Here is a 16,741-nt window from a genome sequence, read left to right on the forward strand (position 1 = left end):
GCACTGGCTGCGAGAGCTGGGGCGGCTGTGCCGCTCAGCCTTGTCGGGCTGGGCGCCCTGCTGCTCTGGCTGCTGTGCGGCGATTTCGGCGTCTCGATGCGCGACCGCGCTGCCGTGCCCAGCGCGCTGGAGCTGCTGCGCCGGCACGCGGCGTCTGACACGACGATCTCGCTGCTGCTGTCCACGGTGCCCGCCGCCTTGAGCTTGCTGTTGGTACCCCTGGCCGGCTATCACTCGGACCGCTGCCGCAGCCGCCTTGGCAGGCGCAAGCCCTTTCTGATGGTTGCAGCGCCCACCGGCCTCGTGGCCATGGCGGGCCTGGCAGCCTCACCCACGCTGGCGGGCTGGCTTGATGCTGCACTGGGCGGCTGGTCACCCGGCCTGCACAACTGCCGACTCGCGCTGTTCAGCCTGTTCTGGGCCGCATTCGACTGCGCCGCCATCAGCGCTTTCTCGCTGTTCAACGGCCTCGTCAATGACCTTGTACCCGCGGGCCTGCTCGGTCGCTTCTTTGCGGTGTTCCGAATCGTCAGCCTGACGATCGGCATCGCGTATCACAACTGGATCTTCGCGCTCACGGACCACCATCTGCGCGAGGTTCTGATGGGCGTCGGCCTCTTCTTCTGCCTGCCTATCCTCGCGATGGCGTTGATGCTGAAGGAGACACCCTTGCCGCCCGACACCGCGCCCGCTGACAAGACGGAGCGCCGGCTGAGATTTCCCCTCGACCACGTGCTGGCCTGCTTTCGCCATCGCTCCTATGGGTGGGCCGTCGCCGCCTTCGTGCTGGCGAGCGTCACCTTCAGTCCCTTCAACACCTTCTATCTGCACTACGCGCACGCGGCCGGTATCCAGAAGGCCACGCTGGGCGCATTGACGGCAGCCGGCTATGCGGTGTCCATCGTGTCGGCCTTTGCCATTGGATCGATGGCTGATCGCTTGGGTGCGGTGCGGGTCTCGGTAGCCATCATGACGGTGTATTGCGCCATCTCGGCGGGCGGCTTCGCCTTGGTGTCGGACGCCGCCAGCTTCCGCGTCTTCTACTTTGCCCACGTGGTGATTTCCGGCGCATGGTTCACGGCTGCTGCATCAATGCCGATGGCGCTTTTCCCGCGCGACAGATTCGTGCAGTTCAACTCGACCAAAGATCTGATGGTGATCTTCGGCACGATCCTGGTCAGCAGCGTCCAAGGGCCGATGCTCGACCTGTCCGAACACGACTATCGCTACACGCTGCTTGCAGGAACGGTTTTCTCTCTGCTGTGCGTTGTGTGCCTCTTGCGGCTGCGGCCGTCTTCGGTGCTTTCCGATCGGCAATGACGTTCTGAACCGCCCTGCAGCGACCCTTTCGCGATACGCTGCTCACTTGCTGCCAGCGGCAAGCGAAGGCAAAGGAATTCAGTGGGGCAACTGGAAGGCCAGAGTCAGAGACACCTCCTGCCGGGTCTGCTCCTGGCTTCGGCTCTGCTCACCTCGCCATCCCCTGCCCTCGCGCTCGATCCTCCCCTGCAGGTATCCCAGTACGCGCACACCTCGTGGACTGCTCGGGACGGCGCCTTGCTGGGCCTCGTCTTTGCGATGGCACAAACCCCCGACGGCTATCTCTGGGTCGGTGGGTCATTTGGCATGTTTCGCTTCGACGGCCTTCGGTTCGTTCCCTGGCAACCACCGAGAGGCCAGTCGCTGCCAAGCAATCCCTACGCCCTGCTGGTTTCCCGCGATGGCACGCTCTGGATTGGCACCTTCAATGGCCTGGTCAGCTGGAATGGCATCGAGCTGACCCGTTATCCGCAGATCCCCAACGGGTTCGTGACGTCGTTGTTCGAGGACCGCGACGGAACGGTCTGGGCCGGCCTGCTGGGCGAACAGGGACGGCTGTGCGCCATCCGCGCAGGTCAGGCCCAATGTTCCATGCCCGAAGGCGGGTTTGGCCAGTTCGTCTGGAGCCTGGCCGAAGACAAATCCGGGGCGCTGTGGGTGGGTGCGGACTCGGGCCTCTGGCGATGGAAGCCCGGGACGCCGCAACGATTCGAGACGCCAGGCGCGCGAGTGGGCGACCTGAGCACGACCGCCGATGGACAGCTCCTGATTGGCATCCGTGGCGCAGGAATCCAGCGCATCGACGGCGACAGGTTGGTGCCTGCTCCGATGCGAAGCGCTGCCAAGCCCGATGAGTGGCTCTCTGACCGCGACGTCAAGGCCAACAAGTTGTTGCGGGACCGCGATGGCGGACTCTGGATCGGAACCGAAGGCCACGGGATCCTCCATTTGCAGGAGGGCCAGGCCGACGCGTTCACCCGGGCAGACGGCCTCTCCGGGAACATCGCCTGCAGTCTCTTCCAAGACCGCGAGGGCAACATCTGGTTCGGCAGCGAGAAGGGAATAGACCGCTTCCGAAAGCTGCCTGTCACCACCCTCTCCTTGCAACAAGGGCTGCCCAATGACGGCACGAAGTCTGTGCTGGCCACGACGGACGGCAGCGTCTGGGTGGCAACCGGCGATGGACTGGCCCGATGGAAGGGCGCGAGACCGACCGTCTACAGGGAACGCGACGGCCTGCCCGACGCCAGGGTGCAGTCCCTGCACCAGGACGCCGAGGGGCGACTCTGGGTGAGCACGGGCCGTGGCCTCGCCTACTTTGCGAACGACCGCTTCGTCGCCGTCAGCGGTGTGCCCAGCAAAGAGATCTATTCCATCACGGGGGACGGGGCGGGCGACCTCTGGCTTTCAGGCAACGATGGCCTTGCACGGCTGCACAAGGGCCGATTCGCCGAGAACATCCCGTGGGCCGCGCTCGGTCGCCGGCAACAGGCCAAGGTCGTCGTCGCCGACCGAGGTGGCTTGTGGCTGTCCTTCTGGCAGGACGGTGGGGTGTTGTATTTCAAGGACGGCAAGGTCCAGGCCGCCTACACGCCCGCCGAAGGGCTGGGCGCGGGCCACGTCGCCGGTCTCCGGCTCGATGCCGACGGGGCGGTCTGGGCCGCCACCGAAGAGGGAGGCCTCAGCCGGATCAAGGATGGCCGCGTCACCACGCTCGCGGTCGGCAACGGCCTGCCCTGCAACACAGTGCACTGGTCGACGCTGGACGACGATGGGTCGCTGTGGATGTATGCGTCCTGCGGACTCGTGCGGGTTCTGCGTGATGACCTGGCTGCCTGGATCGCCGACCCGAGCCGCCGGGTCACCACGAAGGTCTGGGGGGCCGCGGATGGCGTGCCGCTGCTGGCGCTCACGCCGGCCTACTTCAACCCTCCCGTGGCGAAAGGGCCGGACGGCAAGCTCTGGTTCGTGTCGGGCGCAGACGTCCAGGTGATCGCCCCCGACCACCTGCCCTTCAACCCGCTGCCGCCGCCGGTTCACATCGAAGCTCTGCTCGCCGACCACAGGCCCTATGCGGTCGAGAACGGCCTTCGTCTGCCCCCGCTGGTCCGCGACATGACGATCGAGTTCACCGCGCTGAGCCTGGTCGACCCGAAGAGCACGCGCTTTCGCTACAGGCTGGAGGGGCACGACAACGATTGGCAGGAGGCCATCGACAGGCGCCAGGCCACCTATACCAATCTGCCGCCCGGCAACTATCGCTTCCGCGTGAAGGCGTCCAACAACAGCGGCGTGTGGAACGAGGAAGGCGCGCAGCTCGAGTTCGCCATTCCGCCGGCCTTCTACCAAACCACCTGGTTCCGCCTGGCCGGCGCCGTCCTGCTCATCGGCCTGGCATGGAGCGCTTTCCAACTCCGGCTGCACATGCGCATCCGGCGGCTGCATCGGCAGTTGGAGGCGACGCTGGAGGCGCGTATTGCCGAACGCACGCGCATCGCTCGCGACCTGCACGACACCCTGTTGCAGCGTTTTCACGGGCTGCTGCTGCAGTTCCAGGCCGCGCTCAACCTGCTGCCTGATCGCCCGCGCGAGTCGAGGCAGATCCTTGCGGGCGCCATCGACCATGCAGCCGAGGCGATCACGGAGGGCCGCGACACCGTGCAGGGCTTGCGGACCTCGGCGCTGGAGACCAACAACCTGGCGGACGCCTTGCGGGCGCTCGCCGAGGATCTGGCGAACGAGAGCGGTCACGCGGCATCGGCGCATGTCGAAGTGCAGGGAACGCCGCAAGCTCTGCATCCGCTGGTGCGCGACGAGACCTTCCGCATCGCCGGCGAGGCGCTGCGCAACGCCTTCCACCACGCTGATGCAAAGCAGATCCAGGTCGAGATTGGCTACGACGAGCGGCAGCTGTGCGTACGGGTTCGCGACGACGGCAAGGGGATCGACCCGGAAGTGCTGCACGCGGGCGAAAAACAAGGGCACTTCGGGTTGAGCGGCATGCGGGAGCGCGCCGAGCTCGTCGGCGGCAAGCTGGCGGTTCGCAGCGGCCCGGGGACCGGAACGGAAGTGGTATTCAGTGCGCCCAGCTCGCAGGCGTACAGTCGGCCGGTACCGGCTCGATCGTGGTTCCTCCACAAGAAGTTCGCACCCAGCGAGGTCGGCGAATGACCGAAGATCTGACCCGCATCCAGGTTCTCTGCGTCGACGATCACCCGATCGTGCGGCAGGGCATCGCGATGCTGCTTTCCGTGGAGCCGGACATGGCCCTCGTGGCGGAAGCAGCGAACGGACGCGAAGCGATTCAGCAATTCCGCGCGCACCGCCCCGACGTCACGCTGATGGACTTGCAGATGCCCGGCATGAGCGGGCTTGACGCGATCGGCGCGATCCGGGCCGAGTTTCCCGAAGCCCGGATCATCGTGCTCACCACCTATGCCGGCGACGCTCAGGCGCAGCGCGCCTTGCAAGCCGGCGCGCGCGGCTACCTTCTGAAGAACGCCTTGCACAAGGAGCTGCTCGACGCCATCCGCGCCGTGCACGCCGGCCGCCACGCGCTTCCGTCGGAAGGGTCATTTGAACTGGCCGAGCAGATCATCGACGACAACCTCACGCCGGCGGAGATCAGCGTCCTGCGATTCATCGCTCAGGGGAACGCCTACACCGAGATCGCCAGGGTGCTCGCGCTCAGCGAGGAGGCGGTCGAAAGCCAGGTGCGAAGCACCCTGTCGAAGCTGGATGCCCGGGATCGCGCGCATGCCGCGACGCTCGAACTCGAGCGCGGGATGCTCCAGACCGAGCGCGCCGCCCGGCACGCAGCCGAAGCGGCCAACCGAGCGAAGAGCGAGTTCCTCGCCGGCATGAGCCACGAGCTGCGCACACCGCTGAATGCCGTCCTCGGCTACGCGCAACTGCTGACCATGGAGGGCGGCCTGAGCGCGCGCCAGGCGCGCGGCCTGGACACCATCCACCAGAGCGGGCAGCACCTGCTGGCGCTGATCAACGACATCCTCGACCTGGCGCGCATCGAGGCCGGTCGCACGGACCTGAACCCGGAGCCGGTGCACCTGACCGGCCTGCTGCAGACGGTCGTGAGCCTCATGCGGGTGAAGGCAGACGAGAAGCGTCTGGCCTTCGTGTTCGAGGCCGGTGAGGGCTTGCCCGAGGCCGTGCTGGCCGACGAGCGCCGGTTGCGCCAGGTGCTGCTGAACCTGCTGGGCAACGCGATCAAGTTCACCGACCACGGGACGGTCGCGCTGCGCGCCCGTGCCGAGCCGACTGGCCCCGGGCAGGTGTTGCTGCGGCTGGATATCGAGGACACCGGTGTCGGCATGCGCCCCGATGACATGGAACGCATCTTCAAGCCCTTTGAGCAGGTGGGCGACGTGCAGCACCGCAGTGCTGGTACGGGGCTGGGGCTCGCGATCACCCGCGCATTGGTGAACGACATGGGCGGACAAGTGCAGGTGAGCAGTGAGTTCGGGCGCGGCTCCCGGTTTCGCGTGGAGCTGCCGTTGCCAATAGCGCAGCGGGCGGAGGCCGCGCCTCGCAGGGTGCCCGGCGTGGCGCGCTACGCGGGGCCGCCACGACGCGTGCTGGTGGTCGACGATGTGGCGGCGAACCGCACGCTGATGTGCGATTTCCTCACCAACGCCGGCTTCGAAGTGGCGCAGGCCAGCGATGGCAGCGAACTGCTGGCGGCGGCAAGGAGCTTCCGGCCGGACCTGATCGTGATGGACAGCATGATGCCGTCTGTCGGCGGCGTGGAAGCCACGCGCCGGCTGCGGCGGGACGCCGAGCTGGCCACCGTGCCCGTGATCGCGGTCTCGGCCTCGGCCACCGCCGAGCACCGTGCCACCTGCCTGCAGGCCGGCGTCAACGTGTTCCTGACCAAGCCTGTGTCGCTGGAGGCGCTGCAGGCCCATATCGGAGAGCAGCTCGGTTTGCAATGGCCGCCCACCGCAGGCGCTGACTGAGCGGTGGAGCGGTCTGGGCGGGCGCGTTGCGCGCCCTGCCCTCACCCGGCAATCCTCGAGGTTTGAACGTCCGAAGCGATTGGATTAGCCTGCACGGCTCACGCTCACTCGCAAGGAGACCTTTCCATGAAGCTCTACTTCGCCCCTGGTGCCTGTTCGCTGTGCCCACACATCGTGGTGCTGGAGGCGGGCCTGGCCGCTGAAACCGTGCAGGTCAATTTGAAGGCCCACCAACTGCTCGATGGCAGTGACTACTACGCCATCAACCCGCGCGGCTACGTGCCGCTGCTGGAGCTGGACGACGGCCAGCGCATCACTGAGAACGCAGCCATCGTGCAGTACCTGGCCGAACGCGCGCCCGACCGAGGCCTGCTGCCACCGGCCGGCACCCTGGCACGCACGCGCGTGCAGGAATGGCTGGCCTTCGTCGGCAGCGAACTGCACAAAGGCTTCTCGCCGCTGTTCAATCCGGCCCTGCCCGAAGAGGCCAGGCCGATCTTCAAGAAGAAACTGCTCGATCGCTTTGGCTGGGTAAACCAGCAACTGGCCGGCAAGTCCTACCTGATGGGCGAGACCTTCACCGTGGCCGACGCCTACCTGTTCGTGATCACCGGCTGGGCCGGCCGCGTCGGCGTGGACATCGCGGGCCTGGAGAACCTGGCGGCCCACCAGGCGCGAACGCGCCAGCGCCCTGCGGTCCAGGCGGCCCTGCAGGCCGAAAGTCAGGCTTGATCGCTGCTGCTGGATAGCGGGCCGCTGCCTCGCCATGGGAAGAAGCGCCCGTGCCTGCGCGGCGCTGGCCTCAGCACCACAGCGGCGGGCGAGGAACACTGCACGTGTGAGCCATGTCAGGGGACTCCAAGGCCGGCGGGCTTCACCGCCATCCAGCAAGCCATGGCGACCATCATCAGATTCTCGGTCAGCGAGACAAAGCCCAGCGGCACGCGGCTGTCACCACCCACGCAGGCACACTTCAGCTCGCGCTTGTCGACATACACCGCCTTGAAGACAGACACCGCACCCACCACCCCTATGAAAAGCGCCACGGCTATCGCCAGCCACCTGAGCGCATCTGCCAGCATCAGGATGCCGGCCAGTCCTTCTGCGAACGGATAGATGTAGGCGTAGCGAACCCACCTCCTGGCCAGAAGGTCGTAGTTGAGGAACATGGTGGAAAAGGCCTCGACATCACGCAGCTTCTGAAGGGCCAGCAGGCACATCGAGAGGGCCACGAAACGTTCCATGGCCTGGACGATGCGCAGGCCGCCGTAGTCGTCCCAGCCGATGGCCAACGACATCGCCGCGGCCATTGCGAACAGCATGACGACCGGCAGGTAGGTGGCAGCGCCCTCGTCCTTCACCGGGTGGCCGAAGAACGCGCGCAGGTCATCGTGCCCACCTATGCGCCTGCCATCGATGAAGGTCTGAGGCGTGGTCTGCACGCCTTGCGCCTTCTTGAAGGCCTCGGTCTCGGCGTGGCTGGTGAGCGGGTGGTCCTCGACCTCGTAGCCGTGGCGCTTCAGCAGATCCAAGGACTTCAGCCCGAACGGGCAGACATGCTCCGGCATGACCATCCGGTACAACACTGCCCGCTTGACCGGTTTCACCATCACTGCATTTCGGCTCAGGCGCCAGAGCCCAAGGTTGAACGCGTTGATGACGAGGCATCCACCTTCGCCAGCCAACGCAGGACGGCCCCGCCGACCGCCTCCGGCTGCTCCAGCGTCGTCAGGTGGCCCGCCTGCGGCACCAGCAACAACTCGACGTCACCCTTGAGCAAGTGGGCCATCTGCTCACTGCGCTCGGGCGGCGTGACCTGGTCCTCGCGGCCACAGACCACCAGCGCCGGACACTCCAGCGTCTGCAGCACGTCGCGGCGGTCGGCGCGATTCATCGCCGCCGTCTGCTGACGGACGAAGCCGCCGACCCCGACGGCACGCGCCATGTCGCGCAGCAGGTCGAGCAGTTTTTCATCGGCGGCATGCGCCGGATGCAGCAGGCGAGCGGAAAGCTCTGCAACAACCTGCTCGAACGTCGCGCTGCCCGCCTTGAGGCGATCGAGGATGCGCTGGCGGTTCAACCTGGCCTCGGCCGTGTCGGCGCGCGCGCTGGTGTCGATCAGTGCGATGCCCGCGATCCGGTCCCGCGCCTGGCGGCAGAGCTCCAGCGCGACATAGCCGCCCAGCGAGAACCCGGCGACAGCAAAGCGCCCCGCAGGCATGCGCGCCAGCGACGCAGCGGCGAGCGCGCCGACGTTGTCGGCGATGTGGGTCTGCCCCTTTTCCACGATGCGCTCCTGGGAGATCGCTTGAAGAATGGGCCCCCACACCCGGGCATCGTTCAGAAGCCCAGGCAACAGCAGCAACGGCATCGACGCCATGGTCGCTCCAGCCAATGGTTCTGGCGACGACGGTAGACCGGTCGGGACGGTTCGCGTGTCGGACAACTGCCTGAGCTTTCAAGCCCATGCAGGCAAGCAAAGTGTTACTTACGGCGCGCCATGGCAGATTGGACTTAGAGTCAGAACGGCGCGCCGTTGCGCTGCGGAACCATGGCCACGCTTGCAGGAGCGAACGAATGGTCGCCAGATCCGGAAAATCAGCTCACCGAGGCAGGAAGGTTTTGCGCAGCAAGCGCCGGTCAACGCTTGAGTCGAGGCAAATGAGCGGTTCGCACGCACGCCGGTATCAACAGCTCTTCGCGGCCAACCCCTTGCCCATGTGGGTCTATGACCTGCAGACGCTGCGCTTTCTCGACGTCAACGAGGTGGCCTGCCAGAAATACGGCTACACGCGCGAGGAATTCCTTTCGATGTCCATCCGCGACATCCGCCCACCGGAAGACGTGGGCGCCGTGGAGACGTCAGTACGCCTCACGCCCGCCGAGGTGTTCAACAGCGGCGTCTGGCGGCATCGGCTCAAGGACGGGCGGCTGATCTACGTCGAAATCACCTCTCATGAGTTGCTCTATGAAGGCCGGCCTGCCCGCTTCGTCGCACCGCTTGACGTGACCCTGCGCATGCAGGCGGAAGCGGCATTGCGCGAGCGCGAGGCTGGCCTTCGGCGCGCCCAGGGGGTGGCCAAACTCAGCCATGTGGTGACCCGCCCGGACGGCTCCTTCGAGCGCTGGTCCGACACCCTGCCCCAGCTCGTCGGCTGCGCGCCGCAGGACATGCCGCGCACGACACGCGACTGGATGAATCAACGGGTGCATGCCGACGATCGGGCCAGCTACCGCAGTGCGAGCCTCGAAGCGGCGCGCACGCGGGCCAAAGTCGAAGTGGAGTACCGCCTGGTRCGCGCCGATGGCGAAGTCGTGCAGGTGGCCCAGGTGATCGAGCCCCTCGAGGAGGTGGCCGAGGTCGGCGGCCTGCGATGGTTCAGCACCCTGCAGGATGTGACGGTCCAGAAGGCGGTGGAAGCCACCATGCGCGACCTCAACGAGCAGCTCGAGCACCGGGTGGCCCTGCGGACAGAACAGCTGGAAGCATCCAACCGCGAGCTCGTCGCTGCCACCCGCGCCGCCGAGCATGCCAACCAGGCCAAGAGCGAGTTCCTGAGCCGCATGAGCCATGAGCTGCGGACGCCGCTGAACGCCATCATCGGCTTCTCGCAGATGCTTGCCTCCCCGGGCCACGGCTTGCCCGCGGAAAGGCAAGCGGCCTTCAACGCCCATATCCAGAAGGCCGGCGAGCACCTGCTGACGCTGATCGGTGAACTGCTCAACTTGTCGCAGATCGAAGCCGGCAAGCTGAAGCTCGACATGCAGGTACTGCCGCTGCGCCAGTTGCTGGCCGAGTGCGAAGCCATGGTCATGCCGCAAGCCCAGGCCCGCGGTCTGCAAACGAATTTCGAGGCGCCGCCAGACGCGCTGGCCGTGGTGGCGGACCGAACGCGACTCAAGCAGGTGCTGCTGAACCTGCTGTCCAACGCCATCAAGTACAACCGGCCGGGCGGTGCGCTTGAACTGCGGGTGCGACCCTCCGGCGCCGAGCGTGTGCGCATCGAAGTACAAGACGGCGGCTCCGGACTGCGCCCGCAGGAGCTGGCCCAGCTCTTCGAGGCCTTCAATCGGCTGGGGCATTCCGGCGAAGGCCCGGGCGCCGTGGAAGGCACGGGCCTCGGCTTGGTCGTGACCCGGCACCTGGTCGAATTGATGGGCGGCCGAATCGGCGTGGACAGCACGCCCGGAACGGGCAGCTGCTTCTGGTTCGAGCTGGCTGGCGGTGAAGCCGTGTCGCGAAAGCCGGAGATCGGCGTCGGCCCGCAGGAGCGCCCCGGCGGCGTGAGCGACATCCAGCCGCAGCTCACCGTGCTGCTGGTCGAGGACGACCTGCCCAGCCACGACCTCGTGCGCGCGCAGCTGGTGCATCGGCCGGACCTGCGCCTCATCACGGCAAACAACGGCCGCGAGGGTGTGGCGCTGGCCCTTGCCCATGCGCCCGCCGTCATCCTGATGGACAACCGGATGCCGGAACTCACCGGGCGCCAGGCCTTTCAACTGCTGTCGCAGGATCCGCGCACCGCCAGCATTCCGGTGATCGCCATCAGCGCGGGGGCCGACGCCATGCCCGAGGGTGACGGCGAGCCGATCCTCTGGTTCCGCCGGGTTGCCAAGCCTTTTGACCAGGGTGATCTGCTGTCTGCGATCGATGACGCCATCCGCCACAGAGCGGCCTGAAGTCGTCCGGCTGATCCTAAAGCTAACTTATCAAATAAACTGACACACTTGCGGCGCAACCGGCATCGGGGCCCAACTTCAGACTCCCCCACCAACGGCCGAAAAACCATAACGACGGCGCGGCCATTGTGTTTGCGTTGCCTCTGTAGCACATGACTCACAGAATGAGCTGACCTACAAATCAAATGAACGAGGCGGCCATGTCTGAGACGCTGCGCAGCCGGCCGAGACAGGAGACAGGTGGGAGAGTTGAACGGTGGCCGCGCGCGCCGCGCTGCGCTCATGGCCTGGGCCTGCTCTTTTCGCTTCTGATGGTGACCCAGGGCGTGGCCTGGGCAGCTGGCACCACGAACCTGGCAGACCTGTCACTGGAGCAGCTGGGCGACATCGAGATCACCTCGGTGTCGAAACGGGAGCAGCGCCTGGCCGACGCGCCGGCCTCGATCTACGTCATCACCAAGGAAGCCATCCAGCGCGCCGGCGTCAATACGCTGGCCGAGGCTCTGCGCCTGGCACCCAACCTGCAGGTTGCACGCATCAATGCCAGCCAGTACGCCATCAGCGCGCGCGGCTTCAATTCGGCCACGGCGAACAAGCTGCTGGTGCTGATCGATGGCCGCAGCGTCTACACGCCGCTGTATTCCGGCGTGTTCTGGGAATCCCAGGACGTGCCTTTGGGTGACGTGGAGCGCATCGAGGTCGTCAGCGGCCCGGGAGGCACGCTGTGGGGCGCCAATGCCGTCAACGGCGTCATCAATGTCATCACGACGCCCGCCGAGGGCAGCCTGGGAACGCTCGCGTCGGCAGCGGCTGGCAATCTCAGCCAGGGCCTGTCGCTGCGCCATGGCTGGCGCTTCGATGGCGGCGGCGCCGTGCGCGCCTACGCCAAGTACAACCGCCGCCAGGACAGCGAGCGAGCCAGCGGCATTGATGCCGACGATGGCTTCGAGAAGCTCCAGCTGGGTTTTCGGGCGGGTATCGACGCCGGCGGCGGCGCGCTGACGCTGCAGGGCGATGCCTACAAGGAGTCGATCAGCCAGCCCAATGCCGCCGACCAGCGCCACCATGGTGGCAACCTGCTGGCGCGTTGGGTACGACCGATGGACGACGGCGCAACGCTGAATCTGCAGACCTACGTCGACCGCTCCTGGCGCGATGTCCCTGGCTCCTACAACGAGAACCTGCAGGTCGTCGATGTCGACCTGCAGTACCTGCTGGCTGCCAGCGAGGGCAGCCAGTGGATCTTCGGCGGCGGCCACCGCATGGCCGAGGACGAAGTCGGCAACTACGGCAGCCTGGCCTTTCTGCCCGCATCCCGGCGCCTGCACTGGACGAATGCCTTCGTTCAGCATGAGCGCCAGCTTTCGCCAACCGCGACGCTGACACTGGGCACCAAGGCCGAGCACAACAGTTACACGGGCACGGAATGGATGCCAAGCGCCCGGCTGGGCTGGAAGCTGTCGCCCCAACTGCTGCTGTGGAGCGCAGCGTCCCGTGCGGTGCGCACGCCCTCCCGCATCGACGTCGAGTTCTTCGTGCCAGCGCAGCCTCCCTACCAGTTGGCGGGCGGCCCCAACTTCCGCTCGGAGATCGCCAACACGCTGGAGGTTGGCGCGCGAGCTCAACCCAGCGAGAACCTGTCCTACTCGGTCACGGTATTCGGCAGCCGCTACTCGAGCCTGCGCAATTACCGGCGCCTGAGCGACCGCACTTTCGTACTGATCAATGCATCCAAAGCGGAGGTCTATGGCGTCGAGGCCTGGGGCCGCTACCAGGTCAGCAGGAGCTGGGCTATCCATGCGGGACTGACCTCGATGCACGAGCGCTTCAGCGGCGCCAACGTGGCCGCCATTGCGCCGGGAAACGATCCCCGCTACCAGGTTCGGCTGCAGTCCTCTTGGTCGCTGGCGGCGGGCGTGGATATCGATGTCACGCTGCGGCGGGTCGCGAAGCTGCGCTTCACCACCGTGCCCGGCTACAACGAGGCCGATGCGCGTGTCGGCTGGCGGTACTCCGACAGGCTGGCCTTCGCCGTCTCAGCGCGCAATCTCCTGCATGCAAATCACCGCGAGTTCGCGCAGGGCGGCGCAACCGGGGCCGACCCGATCATGGTCGGGCGCACCGCCCAGATCACCGCCACGGCGAGATTCTGATGCCGCGCCTGAGCCTATTTCTCGGGTGCCTCCTGCAATGGCGCGGCAATGTGCCAGTGCTGCGGCGCATGGCGATCACAGGTCTTCTCTTCTTCGCCGCCGCGCAAAGCGGCGCCGCCGACAACGACAGCCGTGCGCTGGAAGCCCAGATCAAGGCCGCCTATCTGTACAAGTTCGCCGGCTATGTGGAGTGGCCGCCGAATGCCTTCATGGACGCCACGATGCCTTTCACCATCGGCATCGTCGGCGCCGGGGACATCGCCACAGAACTCAACAAGCTCACGTCGGGCCGTTCACTGAGCGACCACCCCGTCGAGGTGCGCCTTCTCAAGGCCGGCGACCTGCCCCGCAGTGTCCAGCTCATCTTTGTGAGCGGTGCCGACACCCCGCAACTCCGGCGCACGTTGGAGCCCTACAAGGCCCTGCCGACACTGACGGTCTCGGACATCCCAGGTGGCATCGACGCGGGCTGCGTCATCAACTTCATGCTGGTGGACAACCGGGTGCGCTTCGAGATCTCGGTCCGCAACGCGGAGCGGCATGGGCTCAAGATCAGCTCGCGCCTGTTGGCTGTCGCACAGCGCGGGAACCCGGGAGCCTCTGAATGAGGATCCGCTTGCGCTCGATAAGCAACAAGCTGCTGCTGATGGTGCTGGCCGTCAACGCTTGCACGCTGCTCGGGGCCAGCGCCGCCTTCTTCTATCACGACATGGTGGAGAACCGCGACCGCTCGGCGCGCGAACTGACAACGCTTGCCGACATCCTCGGCCAGGGCAGCGCGACAGCCCTGGAGTTCGACGATTCCAAGGTTGCCACCGACACCCTCGGCCAGTTGCGCGGTGACCCCAATATCAATGCCGCGGCAATCTATACGGCAGGCGGCAAGCTGTTTGCGCGCTATGTGAACGCAGCCACTCCCGGCGCGGCCCTGCCTGCCGAGCCGCCATCCGCGGGGGTGCAGGTCCTGCGCAGCAATCTGATCGTGATGCTGCCGGTCAATGGCGCCAATGGCCGACTGGGAGCGGTCTACATCGATGGCCGCTACGACGTCGCCCAATGGCTGCGGGACTATCTCCTGATCTTCGGCGTCGTGCTCGGCGGCAGTCTCGCCCTGGGCCTGCTGGTGTCCTTTCGGCTGCAGCGCCGCATCACCCGGCCCATGCTGGCTGTCAGCGAAGTGGCGCAGCAGGTCATGCAGCAGCGCGACTTCAGCCTGCGTGCCCGCAAGACGACCGAGGACGAGATCGGAGAGCTGGCCGAATCCTTCAACGGCATGCTGCAGACGCTCGAGCATGAGATCGCCGAGCGCAGCACAGCCGAGGTGGCCGTACGCACGCTGAACGCGGAGCTGGAGCAGCGCGTCGAGCGGCGCACCGCGGAGCTGGTCGTTCGCACCCAGGAGGCCGAGGCCGCGAGCCGCGCCAAGGCCGACTTCCTCGCCAACATGAGCCACGAGATCCGCACGCCGATGAACGCCGTGCTCGGGCTGGCCTACCTGCTCGCGAACAAGCCGCTGGAGCCCGATGCGCTGGACCTGGTCAAGAAGATCCGCAATGCCGGCCGGTCGCTGCAGACCATCATCAACGACATCCTGGACTTCTCCAAGATCGAGGCCGGCCAGCTGGAGATCGAAGAGGCCCCCCTGCACCTGGACGGCGTGCTGGACAACCTGGCCAACATCATGAGCGCCAATGCGGGCGACAAGGATCTGGAGCTTGTCATCTCGCCGGCGCCCGATGTTGGTGGCGAACTGCACGGCGATGCGCTGCGGCTCGAACAGATCCTGATCAACCTGACCAGCAACGCCATCAAGTTCACCTCCAGCGGTGTCGTCAAGGTCGGCATCGCGCTGCTGGAGCGCACCGACGGCTCGGCTCGCCTTCGTTTTTCGGTCAGCGACACGGGCATCGGCATTCCGCTGGAGAAGCAGAGCCACATCTTCTCGGCCTTTGCCCAGGCGGACATGTCAACGACTCGCCGCTTCGGAGGTACCGGGCTGGGATTGGCGATCTGCCGCCAGCTCGTCACCAAGATGGGCGGAGAGATCGGCGTCATCAGCACGCCTGGCAAAGGCAGCGAATTCTGGTTCAGCCTGCCTTTCAAATGGGTCCCGATCCAGAACTACCAGCCCGCGGCGCTGTCAAAACTGGAAGTCCTGGTCGCGGACGACAGCGACGTGGCGCGCGAAAACCTTGCGCTGACCGCTCGGGCCATGGGCTGGGCACCCACGCTGACCGATTCCGGCGAAGCCGCCCTCGGCAAGGTGCGCAATCGACTTCAGGGCACCGAGGCCTATGACGTGCTCCTGCTGGACTGGAAGATGCCCGGCCTGGACGGGCTGGCGACCGCGCGCGCCATCCGCCGCACGATGGAGGGACAGCAAGCGCCCATCGTGCTGATGGTGACGGCCTACTCCCGAGACGAGCTCCTCAAGAGCGAGGGCAGCGAGCTGATCGACGGCGTGCTCAACAAGCCCGTGACCAGCTCTTCGCTGTACAACAGCGTGGCCCAGGCCATGCGACGCCGGGGGGTTGCGGCCATGTCCGACAGCCCGCAAACCGAGGCGACGCAGCGCCTTGTTGGCCTGCGCGCCCTCGTCGTTGACGACAGCGACATCAACCGCGAGGTTGCGCTGCGCATCCTCGAGTCCGAAGGCGCCACCGTGCAGCTGGCCGAGAACGGCCTGCAGGCCCTGGATTGGCTGACGGCCCATGTCGGCGAGGTCGACATCGTGCTGATGGACGTCCAGATGCCGGTGATGGACGGCTACCAGGCAACGCGCGTGCTGCGCGGCACGCCAGGCCTGGCAGACCTCCCGGTCATCGCGCTGACGGCCGGCGCGTTCAAGGTCCAGCAGGAAGAGGCTCGGGAAGCCGGCATGAATGCCTTCGTGGCCAAGCCCTTTGCCGTCGATGAGCTGATCGCGGCCATTCAGCGCCTGACCGCGCAGCGCGAGCCGGCCGACATCGCATCCGTCGAGGCCGTGGCGCCGGCCGGCCCGCAGGCCGAGGACGGCGTGCCCTTTGAAGGCATCTCGGTGGCCGACGCGCGCAAGGTCTGGCAGGACCTCGCCGTCTACCGGAAGTTCCTGGCCAAATTTGCCCGCGACAACGCCGACAGCGCGGCGCAGCTGCGCAAGCTGCTCAACCAAGGGCAAGAAAAGGAAGCCACCGCCCTGCTGCACAAGCTCAAGGGCTCTGCGGGCAACCTGGCTCTTCCCCAGCTGGCACGCGCTGCCGGCCGCCTGGAGCATCGGCTGATCGAAGGCAGGGACCCCTTCGACGAATGGGCGCCGTTCGAGGCCGCCTTCGCCCAGGCCCTCCGATCGATTGCGGCGTTCACGGCTGACGCCGCCGCGAATGAACCGCAGCCGGCGCCGGTCAGCCCGTCCGTCGACAGGGCACGGGTGGCGGCCCTGCTTCATGAGCTGCTGGACGCGCTGGACAGCGACAACCCGGACCTGGCCGCACCCGTGTTCCAGCGCCTGGACGGGCTGCTGCCGCAGGCCACGCTGGCCGCCTTGCTTGCCAGCGTCGAGGAGTTCGATTTCCGGCGTGCGGAACAGATGGCGCGGGACCTCGTCGCCGAACTGGAAGAGCAAAGGAAGTAGGC

10 protein-coding genes are annotated in these 16,741 nt (G+C 66.5%); 8 read left to right on the forward strand and 2 right to left on the reverse strand.

The window, feature by feature from the left end:
• Window positions 1-114: 114 nt before the first annotated feature.
• The 4 genes from ACXJLH_RS21525 to gstA all read left to right on the forward strand — a co-directional run bounded on the left by ACXJLH_RS21525 (window position 115) and on the right by gstA (window position 7,028).
• A complete protein-coding gene (locus ACXJLH_RS21525; protein ID WP_457446136.1) occupies window positions 115-1,320 on the forward strand; it encodes an MFS transporter in 1,206 nt (401 codons plus the stop codon).
• Window positions 1,321-1,557: 237 nt separating this feature from the next.
• Complete coding sequence (locus tag ACXJLH_RS21530) at window positions 1,558-4,491, forward strand: sensor histidine kinase (protein ID WP_457446138.1); 2,934 nt, start codon at window positions 1,558-1,560, stop codon at window positions 4,489-4,491.
• The gene (locus ACXJLH_RS21535) at window positions 4,488-6,296 is read left to right on the forward strand and encodes a response regulator (RefSeq protein ID WP_457446140.1); all 1,809 of its coding nucleotides are present in this window, start codon (window positions 4,488-4,490) and stop codon (window positions 6,294-6,296) included. Before ACXJLH_RS21530 ends, ACXJLH_RS21535 begins: the two co-directional genes overlap by 4 nt.
• A gap of 126 nt (window positions 6,297-6,422) precedes the next feature.
• Entirely contained in the window at window positions 6,423-7,028 is a 606-nt protein-coding gene (gstA, locus tag ACXJLH_RS21540) for a glutathione transferase GstA (RefSeq protein ID WP_457446142.1), read from the forward strand.
• Window positions 7,029-7,144: 116 nt separating this feature from the next.
• Here gstA and ACXJLH_RS21545 read toward each other — a convergent pair whose 3' ends face one another.
• On the reverse strand, window positions 7,145-7,906 hold the full coding sequence (locus tag ACXJLH_RS21545) for a MauE/DoxX family redox-associated membrane protein (RefSeq protein ID WP_457446144.1): 762 nt from the start codon (window positions 7,904-7,906) through the stop codon (window positions 7,145-7,147).
• A gap of 14 nt (window positions 7,907-7,920) precedes the next feature.
• The gene (locus ACXJLH_RS21550; RefSeq protein ID WP_457446146.1) at window positions 7,921-8,676 is read right to left on the reverse strand and encodes an alpha/beta fold hydrolase; all 756 of its coding nucleotides are present in this window, start codon (window positions 8,674-8,676) and stop codon (window positions 7,921-7,923) included.
• A 281-nt stretch (window positions 8,677-8,957) separates the two neighbouring features.
• Here ACXJLH_RS21550 and ACXJLH_RS21555 point away from each other — a divergent pair, with 281 nt between their 5' ends.
• From ACXJLH_RS21555 to ACXJLH_RS21570, 4 genes are all read left to right on the forward strand, one after another.
• Window positions 8,958-10,976, forward strand: coding sequence for a PAS domain-containing hybrid sensor histidine kinase/response regulator (locus ACXJLH_RS21555; RefSeq protein ID WP_457446148.1), 2,019 nt, complete (start codon window positions 8,958-8,960; stop codon window positions 10,974-10,976).
• A 311-nt stretch (window positions 10,977-11,287) separates the two neighbouring features.
• Window positions 11,288-13,129: a TonB-dependent receptor plug domain-containing protein gene (locus tag ACXJLH_RS21560; RefSeq protein ID WP_457446150.1), complete on the forward strand. Its 1,842-nt coding sequence runs from the start codon at window positions 11,288-11,290 to the stop codon at window positions 13,127-13,129.
• Window positions 13,129-13,737 carry a YfiR family protein gene (locus ACXJLH_RS21565; RefSeq protein WP_457446152.1) on the forward strand — a complete coding sequence of 203 codons (609 nt, stop codon included), beginning with the start codon at window positions 13,129-13,131 and terminating at the stop codon, window positions 13,735-13,737. The genes ACXJLH_RS21560 and ACXJLH_RS21565 overlap by 1 nt, the downstream gene beginning before the upstream one ends.
• A complete protein-coding gene (locus ACXJLH_RS21570; RefSeq protein WP_457446154.1) occupies window positions 13,734-16,739 on the forward strand; it encodes a response regulator in 3,006 nt (1,001 codons plus the stop codon). Before ACXJLH_RS21565 ends, ACXJLH_RS21570 begins: the two co-directional genes overlap by 4 nt.
• Window positions 16,740-16,741 lie beyond the last annotated feature (2 nt).

Source organism: Roseateles sp. P5_E4 (genome assembly GCF_054049255.1).

What these genes read in the sequence shown, in the direction of transcription:
- ACXJLH_RS21550 (WP_457446146.1), bottom strand. Translation starts at nt 8,676, where the DNA reads ATGGCGTCGATGCCGTTGCTGCTGTTGCCTGGGCTTCTGAACGATGCC.
- ACXJLH_RS21535 (WP_457446140.1), top strand. Translation starts at nt 4,488, where the DNA reads ATGACCGAAGATCTGACCCGCATCCAGGTTCTCTGCGTCGACGATCAC.
- ACXJLH_RS21560 (WP_457446150.1), top strand. Translation starts at nt 11,288, where the DNA reads ATGGTGACCCAGGGCGTGGCCTGGGCAGCTGGCACCACGAACCTGGCA.
- ACXJLH_RS21570 (WP_457446154.1), top strand. Translation starts at nt 13,734, where the DNA reads ATGAGGATCCGCTTGCGCTCGATAAGCAACAAGCTGCTGCTGATGGTG.
- ACXJLH_RS21545 (WP_457446144.1), bottom strand. Translation starts at nt 7,906, where the DNA reads ATGGTGAAACCGGTCAAGCGGGCAGTGTTGTACCGGATGGTCATGCCG.
- gstA (WP_457446142.1), top strand. Translation starts at nt 6,423, where the DNA reads ATGAAGCTCTACTTCGCCCCTGGTGCCTGTTCGCTGTGCCCACACATC.
- ACXJLH_RS21565 (WP_457446152.1), top strand. Translation starts at nt 13,129, where the DNA reads ATGCCGCGCCTGAGCCTATTTCTCGGGTGCCTCCTGCAATGGCGCGGC.